Raw genomic sequence first — 15512 nt, 5'->3', positions numbered from 1 at the left:
GTCAACGTGACCAATGGTGCCAACGTTGACGTGCGGTTTGTTACGTTCAAATTTTTCTTTAGCCACGACAATTAACTCCTAGCCTAAAGGGGGACTGAAATCAGCCTTGTTTTTTAACGAGAGCTTCGACGATGTTCGACGGAGCTTCGGCGTATTTGGAGAATTCCATGGAGTAGCTCGCGCGACCCTGAGACATGGAACGGACGTCGGTCGCATAACCGAACATCTCACCCAGTGGAACTTCAGCACGGATAACCTTGCCGGACACCGAGTCGTCCATACCCTGGATCAGACCACGACGACGGTTCAGGTCACCCATCACGTCACCCATGTAGTCCTCTGGGGTTACTACTTCAACCTTCATGATCGGCTCAAGCACAACACCGCCGCCCTTCTGGGCCAGCTGCTTGGTCGCCATGGAAGCTGCTACCTTGAACGCCATCTCGTTGGAGTCGACGTCGTGGTAGGAACCATCAAACACGGTAGCCTTCAGGCCGATCAGCGGATAGCCGGCAACGACGCCGTTCTTCATCTGCTCTTCGATACCCTTCTGGATAGCCGGGATGTATTCCTTAGGAACCACACCACCAACAACTTCGTTGGTGAAGACCAGACCTTCGGTGATGTTGCCGTTCGCATCGACGTCCGGCTCCGAGAAACGGATCCAGCAGTGACCGAACTGACCGCGACCGCCGGACTGACGAACGAACTTGCCTTCGATCTCGACGTTGCTCTTGCTGATCTTCTCGCGGTACGAAACCTGAGGCTTGCCGATGTTGGCTTCGACGTTGAACTCGCGCTTCATGCGGTCAACGAGGATGTCCAGGTGCAGCTCACCCATACCGGAGATGATGGTCTGGCCAGTCTCTTCGTCGGTCTTGACGCGGAACGACGGGTCTTCCTGAGCCAGCTTGCCCAGTGCGATACCCATCTTTTCCTGGTCCTGCTTGGTTTTCGGCTCTACAGCTACCGAAATTACAGGCTCAGGGAAGTCCATACGCTCAAGAATGATCTGCTTGTCGAGATCGCACAGAGTGTCACCAGTGGTGACGTCCTTCATGCCGATCAGGGCAGCGATGTCGCCTGCACGTACTTCCTTGATCTCTTCACGCTGGTTCGCGTGCATTTGCACCATACGACCAACGCGCTCTTTCTTGCCCTTGACCGAGTTGATCACGGAGTCGCCCGAGCTCAGGAAGCCGGAGTAGACACGCACGAAAGTCAGAGTACCAACGAACGGGTCGGTAGCGATCTTGAATGCCAGAGCGGAGAACGGCTCGGAGTCATCTGCATGACGCTCGTCGTAGTCACCTTCTTGCAGCTCGTCCTTCGGCTTCTCGATGAGATCCGGGTGGATACCTTTGATCGCAGGGATCTCGGTAGGAGCAGGCAGGAAGTCGATAACGGCGTCGAGAACCAGAGGAACACCCTTGTTCTTGAACGAAGAACCGCAGACCGCAGGCACGATCTCGCTCGCCAGAGTACGGGCGCGCAGACCAGCCTTGATGTCTTCAGCCGACAAGTCACCTTCTTCAAGGTACTTGTTCATCAGCTCTTCACTGGCTTCGGCGGCAGCTTCAACCATGTTGTTGCGCCACTCATTAGCCAGCTCAACCAGATCGGCAGGAATTTCTTCCTCGCGATAGGTAGTGCCTTTGTCGTCATCGTTCCAGTAGATGGCCTTCATCTTGATCAGGTCAACCTGACCCTGGAAGTCATCTTCTGCACCGATCGCCAGCTGAACCGGAACCGGGGTATGACCCAGACGGTTTTTGATCTGGCCGACAACACGCAGGAAGTCCGCACCGGCACGGTCCATCTTGTTCACGTAGACAACACGTGGAACGCCGTACTTGTTGGCTTGACGCCATACGGTTTCGGACTGAGGCTCAACACCGGAGGTGCCGCAGAACACTACAACGGCGCCGTCGAGTACACGCAGGGAACGCTCTACTTCAATGGTGAAGTCAACGTGGCCCGGGGTATCGATAACGTTTACGCGGTAGTTGTCATACTGACCACGGGAACCTTTCCAGAAGGTAGTTACAGCAGCGGAGGTAATGGTAATACCCCGCTCCTGCTCCTGCACCATCCAGTCGGTGGTCGCGGCGCCATCATGCACCTCGCCCATCTTGTGGCTCAGACCTGTGTAGAACAGGATCCGCTCAGTAGTGGTGGTCTTGCCCGCGTCAACGTGAGCACAGATACCAATGTTACGGTAGCGGTTGATTGCAGTAGTACGAGCCATAAAGCCCTCGCAAAATGAGTGATGCCGATATTAGAAGCGGTAGTGCGAGAACGCTTTGTTGGCCTCAGCCATACGGTGCACGTCTTCACGCTTCTTAACTGCTGCACCTTTACCTTCAGCAGCATCCAGCAGTTCGCCAGCCAAACGCAGAGCCATGGACTTCTCGCCGCGCTTGCGGGCGAAGTCTACCAACCAGCGCATTGCCAGAGCGTTACGACGGGACGGACGAACTTCGACCGGAACCTGGTAAGTAGCACCACCAACGCGGCGCGACTTCACTTCGACCAGCGGAGCGATGGCGTCGAGTGCTTTTTCGAAGAGTTCCAGGGGATCGGTGCCGGTCTTACGAGCCGCAACGGTTTCCAGGGCACCATAAACGATACGCTCGGCAACGGCTTTCTTGCCGCTTTCCATAACGTGGTTCATGAATTTGGCGAGGATTTGGCTTCCGTATTTCGGATCGTCCAGAATCTCACGCTTTGCTGCTACGCGACGTCTTGGCATTGATAAGCCCTCAAACGGTCTTCAGGTTAGTTCGGGACAGACCCATTGGATGCGTGCCCGACCTTACTCTTATCGACTCAATAAAATGAAAATCTGCAAAACGGCCGATTACTTCGGACGCTTGGTACCGTACTTCGAACGACCCTGGTTACGGCCTTTAACGCCGGAAGTATCCAAGGAGCCGCGAACGGTGTGGTAACGAACACCTGGCAAGTCTTTTACACGACCGCCGCGGATCAGTACCACGCTGTGCTCTTGCAGGTTGTGGCCTTCACCACCGATGTACGAGGAAACCTCGAAACCGTTGGTCAGACGCACACGGCATACTTTACGCAGTGCCGAGTTAGGTTTTTTCGGCGTAGTGGTGTACACACGGGTGCACACGCCACGACGTTGCGGGCAGTTCTGCAGCGCAGGTACGTCGGATTTCTCGACGATACGCTTACGCGGCTGACGTACCAGCTGGTTGATAGTTGCCATCTACTAGCTCCACTGTTGTCTTGCGACGCTATTGTCTTGCAAGAAAAGCAAAATGGCAGGAACGGATTCCCGCCAAATTTAGGGGATCAAGAGTCTAAAGAGGATCTTGCCCCCAGTCAAGGCAAGGCCCCGACCTCCCCACCCACCGAACCTCGACAATTTGTCTCGATTCGATGAACGGAGCGGTCAGGGCCCTACGCTCATTTATCGCAGAACTCAGTTACCGCTCGAGTTCAGCGCTTCGGTCAGTGCAGCTTCCACTTCACTGGCGCTTACGCGCAACGGCTTGTCAGCATCACGACGACGCTTGCGCTCGCTGTGATATGCCAGACCGGTACCGGCCGGGATCAGACGACCCACGACCACGTTTTCTTTCAGGCCGCGCAGGTAATCGCGCTTGCCGGTGACTGCCGCTTCGGTCAGTACGCGAGTGGTTTCCTGGAAGGAAGCCGCCGAGATGAACGATTCGGTCGACAACGACGCCTTGGTGATACCCAGCAACACGCGAGTGAACTTGGAGACAAATTTGTCTTCCGAAGCCAGACGCTCGTTCTCACCCAGCACCTGGGTAAGTTCCATCTGGTCGCCCTTGATGAAGCTGGAATCGCCGGACTCGGAGATCTCAACTTTACGCAGCATCTGACGCAGGATGGTCTCGATGTGCTTGTCGTTGATCTTCACGCCCTGCAGACGATAAACGTCCTGGATCTCGTTCACGATGTACTTGGCCAGCGCGCTCACACCCAGCAGACGCAGGATGTCATGCGGATCGCTCGGACCGTCGGAGATAACTTCGCCGCGGTTTACCTGTTCGCCTTCGAACACGTTCAGGTGACGCCACTTCGGAATCAGCTCTTCATACGGATCGCTACCGTCGTTCGGCGTAATGACCAGACGGCGCTTGCCCTTGGTCTCCTTACCGAACGCGATGGTGCCGCTGACTTCAGCCAGAATCGACGCTTCCTTCGGACGACGGGCTTCGAACAGGTCGGCAACACGCGGCAGACCACCGGTGATGTCACGGGTCTTCGAAGTCTCTTGCGGGATACGAGCGATAACATCACCGATCGCGATCTTCGCACCGTCCGCCACGCCGACCAGGGCGTTGGCTGGCAGGAAGTACTGAGCGATAACGTCAGTACCTGGCAGCAACAGATCCTTGCCGTTGTCGTCGACCATCTTCACCGCAGGACGGATGTCCTTGCCGGCAGCCGGACGGTCTTTGACGTCGAGCACTTCAATGTTGGTCATACCGGTCAATTCGTCAGTCTGACGCTTGATCGTGATGCCTTCTTCCATGCCCACGTAGGTCACGGTACCTTTCATTTCGGTAACGATCGGGTGAGTGTGCGGATCCCACTTGGCCACGATTGCGCCAGCGTCGACCTTGTCACCTTCCTTAACCGAAATCACAGCACCGTACGGCAGCTTGTAACGCTCGCGCTCACGACCGAAGTCATCAGCGATTGCCAGCTCACCGGAACGGGACACAGCAACCAGGTTGCCATCCACGCGCTCAACGTGTTTCAGGTTGTGCAGACGGACAGTACCGCCATTCTTGACCTGAACGCTGTCGGCTGCGGAAGTACGGCTTGCCGCACCACCGATGTGGAACGTACGCATCGTCAGCTGGGTACCCGGCTCACCGATGGACTGGGCAGCGATAACGCCGACCGCTTCACCGATGTTCACCTGGTGACCACGAGCCAGATCGCGACCGTAGCACTTGGCGCAGATGCCGTAGCGGGTTTCGCAGCTGATCGGCGAACGCACGATCACTTCGTCGATGCTGTTCAGCTCGATGAACTCGACCCACTTCTCGTCTACCAGAGTGCCGGCAGGAACGATGACGTCCTCGGTACCTGGCTTGAATACGTCACGGGCAATGACACGACCCAATACGCGCTCACCCAACGGCTCTACAACGTCACCGCCTTCAATGTGCGGAGTCATCAGCAGACCGTGTTCGGTGCCGCAATCGATCTCGGTCACGACCAGATCCTGCGCCACGTCTACCAGACGACGAGTCAGGTAACCGGAGTTCGCAGTTTTCAACGCGGTATCCGCCAGACCTTTACGAGCACCGTGAGTCGAGATGAAGTACTGAAGTACGCTCAGACCTTCACGGAAGTTCGCAGTAATCGGCGTTTCAATGATGGAACCGTCCGGCTTGGCCATCAGACCACGCATACCGGCCAGCTGACGAATCTGTGCTGCGGAACCCCGCGCACCCGAGTCGGCCATCATGTACATCGAGTTGAACGATTCTTGCTCGACTTCGTCGCCGTGACGGTCGATGACCTTCTCTTTCGAGAGGTTGGCCATCATCGCCTTGGAGACTTCGTCGTTCGCTTTCGACCAAAGGTCGATCACTTTGTTGTACTTCTCGCCCTGGGTTACCAGGCCGGAGGCGTACTGGCTCTCGATTTCTTTCACTTCGTCGGTGGCAGCACCGATGATGCGGGCTTTTTCGTCCGGGATAACGAAGTCGTTAACACCGATGGAAACGCCGGAAATGGTCGAGTAAGCGAAACCGGTGTACATCAACTGGTCAGCGAAGATCACGGTCTCTTTCAGACCAACCACGCGGTAGCACTGGTTGATCAGTTTGGAGATCGCCTTTTTCTTCATCGGCAGGTTGACGACGTCGAACGACAGACCTTTTGGCACAACCTGGAACAGCAGCGCACGGCCGACAGTGGTGTCGACGATACGGGTGTTGCTCACGCTGTTGCCGTCACGATCGTTGACGGTTTCGTTGATACGCACCTTGATCTTGGCGTGCAGTGCGGCTTCGCCGGCACGGAACACACGGTCGACTTCCTGCAGATCCGCGAACACACGACCTTCGCCCTTGGCGTTGATCGCTTCACGAGTCATGTAGTACAGACCCAATACAACGTCCTGCGACGGAACGATGATTGGCTCACCGTTGGCTGGCGACAGGATGTTGTTGGTCGACATCATCAACGCACGCGCTTCGAGCTGGGCTTCCAGCGTCAGCGGTACGTGCACGGCCATTTGGTCGCCGTCGAAGTCGGCGTTGTACGCAGCACAGACCAGAGGGTGCAGCTGGATAGCCTTACCTTCGATCAGTACCGGTTCAAACGCCTGGATACCCAGACGGTGAAGGGTCGGTGCACGGTTGAGAAGAACCGGGTGTTCGCGAATCACTTCGGCGAGAACGTCCCAAACCTCTGGCAGTTCGCGCTCGACCATTTTCTTGGCTGCTTTGATGGTGGTCGCCAGACCACGCATTTCCAGCTTGCCGAAAATGAACGGCTTGAACAGCTCGAGAGCCATCTTCTTCGGCAGACCGCACTGGTGCAGACGCAGGGTCGGGCCTACGGTAATTACCGAACGACCGGAGTAGTCAACACGCTTACCGAGCAAGTTCTGACGGAAACGACCCTGCTTACCCTTGATCATGTCGGCCAGGGATTTCAGAGGACGCTTGTTCGAACCGGTGATGGCGCGACCGCGGCGACCGTTGTCGAGCAACGCATCGACAGCTTCCTGCAACATACGCTTTTCGTTGCGCACGATGATGTCCGGAGCGGACAGATCCAGCAGGCGCTTCAAACGGTTGTTACGGTTGATCACTCGACGATACAGATCGTTGAGGTCGGAAGTTGCGAAACGACCGCCATCCAGTGGAACCAGTGGACGCAGATCTGGCGGCAGAACCGGCAGAACGGTCAGCACCATCCACTCTGGCAGGTTGCCGGAGCCCTGGAAGGCTTCCATCAACTTCAGACGCTTGGACAGCTTCTTGATCTTGGTTTCCGAGTTGGTTTGCGGAATCTCTTCGCGCAGACGGCCAATCTCGTGCTCCAGGTCGATAGCGTGCAGCAGCTCGCGGACAGCCTCGGCACCCATGCGGGCGTCGAAGTCATCACCGAACTCTTCCAGCGCTTCGAAGTACTGCTCGTCGTTCAGCAGCTGACCTTTCTCAAGAGTGGTCATGCCCGGATCGATAACGACATAGCTCTCGAAATAGAGAACGCGTTCGATATCACGCAGGGTCATGTCCATCAGCAGGCCGATACGGGACGGCAGCGATTTCAGGAACCAGATGTGGGCAACCGGCGAAGCCAGCTCGATGTGCGCCATGCGCTCACGACGAACCTTGGCCAGTGCAACTTCAACGCCGCACTTCTCGCAGATCACACCACGATGCTTCAAGCGCTTGTACTTACCGCACAGGCACTCGTAATCCTTTACCGGGCCAAAGATCTTGGCGCAGAACAGACCGTCACGCTCAGGTTTGAACGTACGGTAGTTGATGGTTTCCGGCTTTTTAACTTCACCGAACGACCACGAACGGATCATCTCAGGCGAGGCCAATCCGATACGGATGGCGTCGAACTCTTCGACTTGACCCTGGTTTTTCAGCAAATTCAGTAGGTCTTTCAAGGCCTTTCCTCCTGGCGGAGCAGAGAGCGAGCAATCCTGCCCCGCTCTCTATCGCGTCACGTGTTATTCGGTTTCCAGATCGATATCGATGCCGAGGGAACGAATTTCCTTGATCAACACGTTGAAGGACTCGGGCATGCCCGGCTCCATACGGTGATCGCCGTCCACGATGTTTTTGTACATCTTGGTCCGGCCGTTCACATCGTCCGACTTCACTGTGAGCATTTCTTGCAGAGTGTAAGCAGCACCGTATGCTTCCAGTGCCCAGACCTCCATCTCCCCGAAACGCTGACCACCGAACTGTGCCTTACCACCCAGCGGCTGCTGGGTAACCAGGCTGTACGAACCGGTAGAACGCGCGTGCATCTTGTCGTCTACCAAGTGGTTCAGCTTCAGCATGTACATGTAGCCAACGGTAACCGGACGCTCGAACTGGTTGCCGGTACGGCCGTCGGTCAGCTGCATCTGGCCGCTTTCTGGCAGATCCGCCAGTTTCAGCATGGCCTTGATTTCGCTTTCCTTGGCACCGTCGAACACTGGAGTGGCCATTGGAACACCACCACGCAGGTTCTTCGCCAGATCCAGGATTTCCTGGTCGGAGAAGCTGTCCAGGTCTTCGTTACGACCGCCAATCTGGTTGTAGATCTCGTCCAGGAAGACGCGCAGCTCAGCAACCTTACGCTGCTCTTCGACCATCCGGTTGATCTTCTCGCCCAGACCTTTGGCCGCGAGGCCCAGGTGAGTTTCGAGAATCTGACCAACGTTCATACGCGAAGGTACGCCCAGCGGGTTGAGGACCACGTCGACCGGGGTGCCATTGGCATCGTGCGGCATGTCTTCAACCGGCATGATCACGGAGACCACACCTTTGTTACCGTGACGACCGGCCATCTTGTCGCCCGGCTGGATGCGACGACGGATTGCCAGGTAAACCTTGACGATCTTCAGCACGCCTGGAGCCAGGTCATCGCCCTGCTGCAGTTTGCGCTTCTTGTCTTCGAACTTGTCGTCCAGCAGACGGCGACGATCAACGATGTAGGCCTGAGCCTTCTCGAGCTGCTCGTTCAGAGCATCTTCAGCCATGCGCAGTTTGAACCACTGACCATGCTCAAGACCGTCGAGTACTTCGTCGGTGATGTCCTGACCTTTCTTCAGACCGGCGCCGCCTTCGGCCTTGTGGCCTACCAGTGCGGAGCGCAGACGTTCGAAAGTCGCGCCTTCAACGATACGGAACTCTTCGTTCAGATCCTTGCGGATCTCGTCCAGCTGGGACTTCTCGATCGACAGGGCACGAGCATCACGCTCAACGCCGTCGCGGGTGAAGACCTGCACGTCGATGACAGTACCTTTGGTACCGGTAGGTACACGCAGGGAGGTGTCTTTAACGTCGCTGGCTTTTTCACCGAAGATTGCACGCAGCAGTTTTTCTTCCGGAGTCAGTTGGGTCTCGCCTTTCGGAGTGACCTTACCGACCAGGATGTCGCCTGCGCCAACTTCAGCGCCTACGTAAACGATACCGGCTTCGTCCAGCTTGTTCAGTGCAGCCTCACCCACGTTCGGGATGTCCGCAGTGATTTCCTCTGGGCCAAGCTTGGTGTCACGCGCCACACAGGTCAGTTCCTGAATGTGGATCGTGGTGAAACGGTCTTCCTGAACCACACGCTCGGACAGGCAGATGGAGTCTTCGAAGTTGAAGCCGTTCCATGCCATGAACGCGATGCGCATGTTCTGACCCAGCGCCAGTTCACCCATGTCGGTGGACGGGCCGTCGGCCATGATGTCGCTACGCTGAACGCGATCACCCTTGCTCACCAGCGGACGCTGGTTGATGCAGGTGTTCTGGTTCGAGCGGGTGTATTTGGTCAGGTTGTAGATGTCGACACCGGCTTCACCCGGCTCAACTTCGTCATCGGCAACACGAACCACGATACGGCTGGCATCAACGGAGTCGATCACGCCGCCACGACGAGCAACGACGCAAACGCCGGAGTCGCGAGCCACGTTACGCTCCATGCCGGTACCGACCAGCGGCTTGTCGGCACGCAGGGTTGGTACAGCCTGACGCTGCATGTTCGAACCCATCAACGCACGGTTGGCGTCGTCGTGCTCGAGGAACGGAATCAACGACGCAGCCACCGAAACCACCTGCTTCGGCGAAACGTCCATCAAGGTGACTTCTTCAGGCGCCTTGACGGTGAATTCGTTCAGGTGACGTACGGCTACCAGTTCGTCGATCAGGACTTTGTTGTCGTCCATGGTCGCCGAAGCCTGCGCGATCACGTGATCGGCCTCTTCGATAGCAGACAGGAACACGATATCGTCAGTGACCACACCCTCTTTCACCACACGGTACGGGCTTTCCAGGAAGCCGTACTGGTTGGTGCGCGCGTAAGCGGCCAGGGAGTTGATCAGACCGATGTTCGGACCTTCCGGCGTTTCGATCGGGCAGACACGACCATAGTGGGTCGGGTGTACGTCACGGACTTCGAAGCCCGCACGCTCACGAGTCAGACCGCCAGGGCCGAGTGCGGAGACACGACGCTTGTGGGTGATCTCGGACAACGGGTTGTTCTGGTCCATGAACTGCGACAGCTGGCTGGAACCGAAGAACTCTTTCACCGCCGCAGCCACTGGCTTGGCGTTGATCAGATCTTGCGGCATCAGGCCTTCGCTTTCGGCCATCGACAGACGCTCTTTGACCGCACGCTCAACACGTACCAGGCCAACGCGGAACTGGTTTTCGGCCATTTCGCCTACGCAGCGAACACGACGGTTACCCAGGTGGTCGATGTCATCGACAATGCCTTTACCGTTACGGATGTCGACCAGAGTCTTCAGTACCGCGACGATATCTTCCTTGCACAGCACGCCCGAACCTTCGATCTCGGTACGACCGATACGACGGTTGAACTTCATGCGGCCGACCGCAGACAGGTCATAACGCTCGGCGCTGAAGAACAGGTTGTTGAACAGGGTTTCGGCAGCGTCTTTGGTTGGCGGCTCACCTGGACGCATCATGCGATAGATCTCGACCAGCGCTTCCAATTGGTTGCTGGTGGAGTCGATCTTCAGGGTGTCGGAGATGAACGGACCGCAGTCGATGTCGTTGGTGTACAGCGTTTCAAAGCGGCCAACGCCAGCCTTGGCGATCTTCGCCAGAACGTCAGTCGACAGCTCGGTGTTGCACTCGGCGAGGATTTCACCGGTAGCCGGATGCACGATGACCTTGGCGGTGGTGCGACCCAGGACGTAGTCCAGAGGCACTTCCAGCTCTTTGATCCCGGCCTTTTCCAGCTGGTTGATGTGGCGGGCAGTGATACGACGGCCCTGCTCGACAATCACCTTGCCGTTGTTGTCCTGGATGTCGAGGACTGCAACTTCACCACGCAGGCGCTGAGGCACCAGCTCCAGGCTCAGGCTCTCGCCTTTCACGTGGAATACGTTGGTGGTGTAGAAGGCGTCCAGCACTTCCTCGGTGGTATAGCCGAGCGCGCGCAGCAGCACGGAAGCCGGCAGCTTGCGACGACGGTCGATACGCACGAATACGCAGTCTTTCGGGTCGAACTCGAAGTCCAGCCACGAACCGCGGTAAGGGATGATGCGCGCGGAGTACAGCAGTTTGCCGGAGCTGTGCGTCTTGCCACGGTCGTGGTCGAAGAACACGCCCGGGGAACGGTGCAGCTGGGAAACGATCACACGCTCGGTACCGTTGATTACGAAGGTACCGTTCTCAGTCATCAGGGGAATTTCACCCATGTAGACTTCTTGCTCTTTGATGTCCTTGATCGCTTTGTTCGACGATTCTTTGTCGAAAATGATCAGGCGCACTTTTACCCGCAAAGGTACGGCGAAAGTTACACCGCGCAATACGCATTCTTTGACATCAAATGCCGGCTCGCCCAAGCGATAGCCGACGTACTCCAGCGCAGCATTGCCGGAGTAGCTGATGATCGGGAAAACGGATTTGAAGGCCGCATGCAGGCCCACGTCGCGGAACTGATCTTTAGTCGCTCCCGCTTGCAAGAATTCACGATACGAATCCAGCTGGATGGCCAGGAGATACGGCACATCCATGACGTCCGGCAACTTGCTAAAGTCCTTGCGGATACGTTTTTTCTCAGTATATGAGTAAGCCATCAGCGTTCCCCAGCTTGGTCACCTGCTTGTTTGGCTCTTCCCGACGGGAACAGCCAGAAAATCGTGCAAACCCCATGGTTTGCGCCATCACATCGGATGGTTACAGCTCGTTACCGACACCGACCGAGTCGGCTGCCAATAACGGAAAAAGGCCGGTGGCAAAAGCCACCAGCCATCAGCCTGTCGCTTGAAGCTCGGGCTGGAGGAGCAAAGTCGATGCTTACTTCAGCTCGACTTTAGCGCCTGCTTCTTCCAGCTTCTTCTTAGCGTCTTCAGCAGCTTCTTTCGAAACGCCTTCAGCTACAACCTGAGGAGCGCCGTCGACTTTCTCTTTGGCTTCTTTCAGGCCCAGACCGGTCAGTTCACGAACTGCCTTGATCACGTTTACTTTCTTCTCGCCGGCTTCAACCAGAACAACGTTGAACTCGGTTTGCTCTTCAACAACAGCAGCGGCAGCAGCTGGACCAGCAGCAGCAACAGCGGCGGTCACGCCGAAGGTTTCTTCCATTGCTTTGATCAGCTCAACAACTTCCAGAACGGTTTTCTGGCCGATTGCTTCGATGATTTGTTCGTTAGTCAGAGACATGACTTGAATCCTGTATTGGGGTGACAGCTTACGCAGCCATCAAATTAAACATATGATTTTGAAAGGTCTGACTGCGCCTTAGGCTGCAGCAGCTTCTTTCTGGTCGCGAACGGCTGCCAGGGTACGAGCCAGCTTGCTGGTAGCGCCTTGGATCACGCTCATCAGTTTCGCAATAGCTTCGTCGCGGGTCGGCAGGGTAGCCAACACGTCGATCTGGTTAGCGGCAAGGAACTTGCCATCAAACGCAGCTGCCTTGATCTCGAACTTGTCCTGACCCTTGGCGAACTCTTTGAACAGACGAGCAGCAGCGCCCGGGTGTTCGTTGGAGAAAGCGATCAGGGTCGGGCCGGTGAAGGCGTCGTTGAGAACACTGAATTCAGTGTCAGCAACAGCACGCTTGAGCAGGGTGTTACGTACGACACGTACGTATACGCCAGCTTCACGAGCCTCTTTACGGAGTCCGGTCATTGCGCCTACAGTCACACCACGGGCATCAGCCACGACAGCGGACAGAGCGACTTTGGCAGCCTCGTTGACTTCAGCGACGATGGCCTTCTTGTCTTCGAGTTTAATTGCCACGGGTTTAACTCCTGCTTGTTACCGTTTCATCTGGCCGTAGCCGGATGTCGTTTTGGTGTCTGATTCGGTAAGGAACCGGGAGCACCATCTGCGTAGGCTTGAGGTTTAAGACTTGCGCCGCCTACGGTCTTGGATAGCCCCCGCCAGGCAGGGACCCCAATCTTTCAATTGGTGCAATCGCTTGCACCAATTTTGTCTTACGCGCTCAGCGAGCTCTGGTCGATAACCAGACCTGGGCCCATGGTGGTGCTCAGGGTAACGCGCTTGACGTAAATACCTTTCGAAGAAGCTGGCTTGATACGCTTCAGATCAGCGATCAGGGCTTCAACGTTTTCCTTCAGCTTGACGGCATCAAAGCCGATCTTGCCAACGGAAGTGTGGATGATGCCGTTTTTGTCGGTGCGATAACGAACCTGACCAGCCTTGGCGTTTTTAACCGCGTTAGCGACGTCTGGAGTTACGGTGCCGACTTTAGGGTTAGGCATCAGGCCACGTGGACCGAGGATCTGACCCAGTTGACCTACAACGCGCATGGCATCCGGGGATGCGATGACTACGTCATAGTTCAGGTCGCCGCCTTTCATTTCGGCAGCCAGGTCGTCCATGCCTACGCGGTCAGCGCCGGCAGCCAGAGCGGCTTCAGCAGCTGGACCTTGGGTGAACACAGCAACGCGAACAGTCTTGCCAGTACCGTGTGGCAGCACAGTAGCGCTACGAACGACCTGGTCGGATTTACGCGGGTCTACACCCAGGTTTACAGCAACGTCAAACGACTCGCTGAACTTGACAGTCGACAGCTCGGCCAGCAGTTTAGCGGCCTCTTCGAAGTTGTAGGACTTGCCTGCTTCGATTTTGTCGGCGATAGCCTTTTGACGCTTGGTCAGCTTAGCCATTACACACCCTCCACGTTAAGGCCCATGCTACGAGCAGAACCGGCGATAGTACGCACGGCTGCATCCATATCAGCTGCTGTCAGATCCGCTTTTTTGGTTTTAGCGATCTCTTCCAGCTGAGCACGGGTAACGGTGCCAACCTTAACGGTGTTCGGACGAGCGGAACCGCTGGTCAGACCGGCCGCCTTCTTCAGCAGAACCGAAGCAGGGGTGGATTTGGTTTCGAAAGTGAAGCTACGGTCGCTGTAGACAGTGATGATCACTGGAGTCGGCAGGCCAGCTTCCAGACCCTGGGTACGGGCGTTGAAAGCTTTGCAGAATTCCATGATGTTCACGCCGTGCTGACCCAGAGCAGGACCAACAGGTGGGCTTGGGTTAGCCTGAGCGGCCTTCACTTGCAGCTTGATGTAAGCGGTAATCTTCTTGGCCATGAGGCACTCCAATTACGGGTTCGAACGCCTCGAGAGGCTCCCCGGTTACTTGCGCGTTTATCCCAGTGACGACAAAACCCCACAGCCTAGGGCTGCGGGGTTGGGATGCTTGTTCAACTAGACCTTTTCGACCTGGCTGAACTCCAACTCTACCGGAGTAGAGCGACCGAAAATGAGCACTGCCACTTGGATCCGGCTCTTTTCGTAGTTAACTTCTTCGACAACACCATTAAAGTCGGCAAACGGACCGTCAATAACACGCACAGTCTCGCCTGGCTCGAACAGCGTCTTCGGCTTAGGCTTGTCGCTACCATCAGCAACACGACGCAGAATCGCGTCCGCCTCTTTATCAGTAATCGGCGCAGGCTTATCAGCGGTACCGCCGATGAAACCCATCACCCGAGGAGTATCCTTGACCAAGTGCCAAGTACCCTCGTTCATATCCATCTGAACCAGCACATAACCTGGGAAGAACTTACGCTCGCTTTTGCGCTTCTGGCCATTACGCATTTCAACCACTTCTTCAGTGGGAACCAGAATTTCGCCAAAGCCATCTTCCATGCCAGCCAGCTTTACACGCTCGATCAACGAGCGCATGACATGCTTCTCGTAACCCGAGTAAGCATGCACAACGTACCAACGCTTAGCCACGGGACACCCTTAGCCGACAATCAAGGAAACAAGCCAGCCGAGCAGGGAGTCAAGCCCCCACAACAGCAACGCCATAACCAGAACAACAGCCACGACAATCAGCGTGGTCTGCGTGGTTTCTTGACGAGTTGGCCATACGACTTTACGAATCTCGGTGCGAGCTTCCTTAACCAATACAAAGAACGACTTGCCCTTGGCAGTCTGCAAGCCCACAAAGGCAGCAACGGCAGCAATGACAAGCAGTGCGAGTACGCGGTACAGGATCGGCGAAGCAGAGTAATACTGATTGCCAACAACGCCAACAACCACCAAAGCAACTACTACAAGCCACTTGAGCAGATCGAAGCGAGAGCCTTGAGCTTCAGCTTTAGGAGTCATCTATGAAGATCCTGTGAAAAGAAAGCCAGACACACCGAGTGAATCTGGCAGGTCAGGAGGGAATCGAACCCCCAACCTACGGTTTTGGAGACCGTCGCTCTGCCAATTGAGCTACTGACCTAAAACAAAATCAGGCCGACCATTATGCCGGCCCGAAAAAGACATTACAACTACTTACTCGATAACTTTGGCCACGACGCCAGCGCCGA

Annotated in this window: 11 protein-coding genes, 1 tRNA gene and 1 pseudogene; all 13 read right to left on the bottom strand. The window is 56.2% G+C overall.

Translation table 11 applies throughout. The annotated features are described in order from the left end of the window. Positions 1–66, bottom strand: a pseudogene (locus KVQ74_RS29005) (GTP-binding protein); the annotation flags it as partial. A 34-nt stretch (positions 67–100) separates the two neighbouring features. After that, complete coding sequence (gene fusA, locus KVQ74_RS29000) at positions 101–2248, bottom strand: elongation factor G (protein ID WP_217834794.1); 2148 nt, start codon at positions 2246–2248, stop codon at positions 101–103. A 30-nt stretch (positions 2249–2278) separates the two neighbouring features. Next, on the bottom strand, positions 2279–2752 hold the full coding sequence (gene rpsG / locus KVQ74_RS28995) for a 30S ribosomal protein S7 (RefSeq protein WP_007957592.1): 474 nt from the start codon (positions 2750–2752) through the stop codon (positions 2279–2281). Positions 2753–2860: 108 nt separating this feature from the next. After that, positions 2861–3232 (bottom strand): 30S ribosomal protein S12, encoded by a 372-nt coding sequence (gene rpsL, locus KVQ74_RS28990; RefSeq protein ID WP_003186084.1) that lies wholly within the window; start codon positions 3230–3232, stop codon positions 2861–2863. Between the two features lie 216 nt (positions 3233–3448). Beyond that, positions 3449–7648 carry a DNA-directed RNA polymerase subunit beta' gene (rpoC, locus tag KVQ74_RS28985; RefSeq protein ID WP_217834793.1) on the bottom strand — a complete coding sequence of 1400 codons (4200 nt, stop codon included), beginning with the start codon at positions 7646–7648 and terminating at the stop codon, positions 3449–3451. A gap of 63 nt (positions 7649–7711) precedes the next feature. Beyond that, complete coding sequence (gene rpoB, locus KVQ74_RS28980) at positions 7712–11785, bottom strand: DNA-directed RNA polymerase subunit beta (RefSeq protein ID WP_217834792.1); 4074 nt, start codon at positions 11783–11785, stop codon at positions 7712–7714. 220 nt (positions 11786–12005) lie between these two features. Beyond that, positions 12006–12371, bottom strand: coding sequence for a 50S ribosomal protein L7/L12 (rplL, locus tag KVQ74_RS28975; protein WP_007957596.1), 366 nt, complete (start codon positions 12369–12371; stop codon positions 12006–12008). Positions 12372–12449: 78 nt separating this feature from the next. After that, complete coding sequence (gene rplJ, locus KVQ74_RS28970; RefSeq protein WP_010220297.1) at positions 12450–12950, bottom strand: 50S ribosomal protein L10; 501 nt, start codon at positions 12948–12950, stop codon at positions 12450–12452. Positions 12951–13147: 197 nt separating this feature from the next. After that, positions 13148–13843: a 50S ribosomal protein L1 gene (gene rplA / locus KVQ74_RS28965; protein ID WP_217834791.1), complete on the bottom strand. Its 696-nt coding sequence runs from the start codon at positions 13841–13843 to the stop codon at positions 13148–13150. Further along, the gene (gene rplK, locus KVQ74_RS28960) at positions 13843–14274 is read right to left on the bottom strand and encodes a 50S ribosomal protein L11 (protein ID WP_217834790.1); all 432 of its coding nucleotides are present in this window, start codon (positions 14272–14274) and stop codon (positions 13843–13845) included. Before rplK ends, rplA begins: the two co-directional genes overlap by 1 nt. A 117-nt stretch (positions 14275–14391) precedes the next feature. After that, positions 14392–14925, bottom strand: coding sequence for a transcription termination/antitermination protein NusG (gene nusG / locus KVQ74_RS28955; protein ID WP_217834789.1), 534 nt, complete (start codon positions 14923–14925; stop codon positions 14392–14394). A 9-nt stretch (positions 14926–14934) separates the two neighbouring features. Continuing rightward, positions 14935–15303 carry a preprotein translocase subunit SecE gene (secE, locus tag KVQ74_RS28950; RefSeq protein WP_007916493.1) on the bottom strand — a complete coding sequence of 123 codons (369 nt, stop codon included), beginning with the start codon at positions 15301–15303 and terminating at the stop codon, positions 14935–14937. 45 nt (positions 15304–15348) lie between these two features. Further along, positions 15349–15424, bottom strand: a tRNA-Trp gene (locus KVQ74_RS28945). Positions 15425–15512 lie beyond the last annotated feature (88 nt).

It is taken from the genome of Pseudomonas botevensis (assembly GCF_019145475.1).
Classification (GTDB): Bacteria; Pseudomonadota; Gammaproteobacteria; order Pseudomonadales; family Pseudomonadaceae; genus Aquipseudomonas; species Aquipseudomonas botevensis.
Note: the sequence above shows the minus strand (reverse complement) of the source record. Positions and strands in the feature narration are given on the sequence as shown.

Excerpts from the sequence above, each read along its gene's own strand:
- fusA (WP_217834794.1), bottom strand. The coding sequence starts at position 2,248 with ATGGCTCGTACTACTGCAATCAACCGCTACCGTAACATTGGTATCTGT.
- rpsG (WP_007957592.1), bottom strand. The coding sequence starts at position 2,752 with ATGCCAAGACGTCGCGTAGCAGCAAAGCGTGAGATTCTGGACGATCCG.
- rpsL (WP_003186084.1), bottom strand. The coding sequence starts at position 3,232 with ATGGCAACTATCAACCAGCTGGTACGTCAGCCGCGTAAGCGTATCGTC.
- rpoB (WP_217834792.1), bottom strand. The coding sequence starts at position 11,785 with ATGGCTTACTCATATACTGAGAAAAAACGTATCCGCAAGGACTTTAGC.
- rplL (WP_007957596.1), bottom strand. The coding sequence starts at position 12,371 with ATGTCTCTGACTAACGAACAAATCATCGAAGCAATCGGCCAGAAAACC.
- rplA (WP_217834791.1), bottom strand. The coding sequence starts at position 13,843 with ATGGCTAAGCTGACCAAGCGTCAAAAGGCTATCGCCGACAAAATCGAA.
- rplK (WP_217834790.1), bottom strand. The coding sequence starts at position 14,274 with ATGGCCAAGAAGATTACCGCTTACATCAAGCTGCAAGTGAAGGCCGCT.
- secE (WP_007916493.1), bottom strand. The coding sequence starts at position 15,303 with ATGACTCCTAAAGCTGAAGCTCAAGGCTCTCGCTTCGATCTGCTCAAG.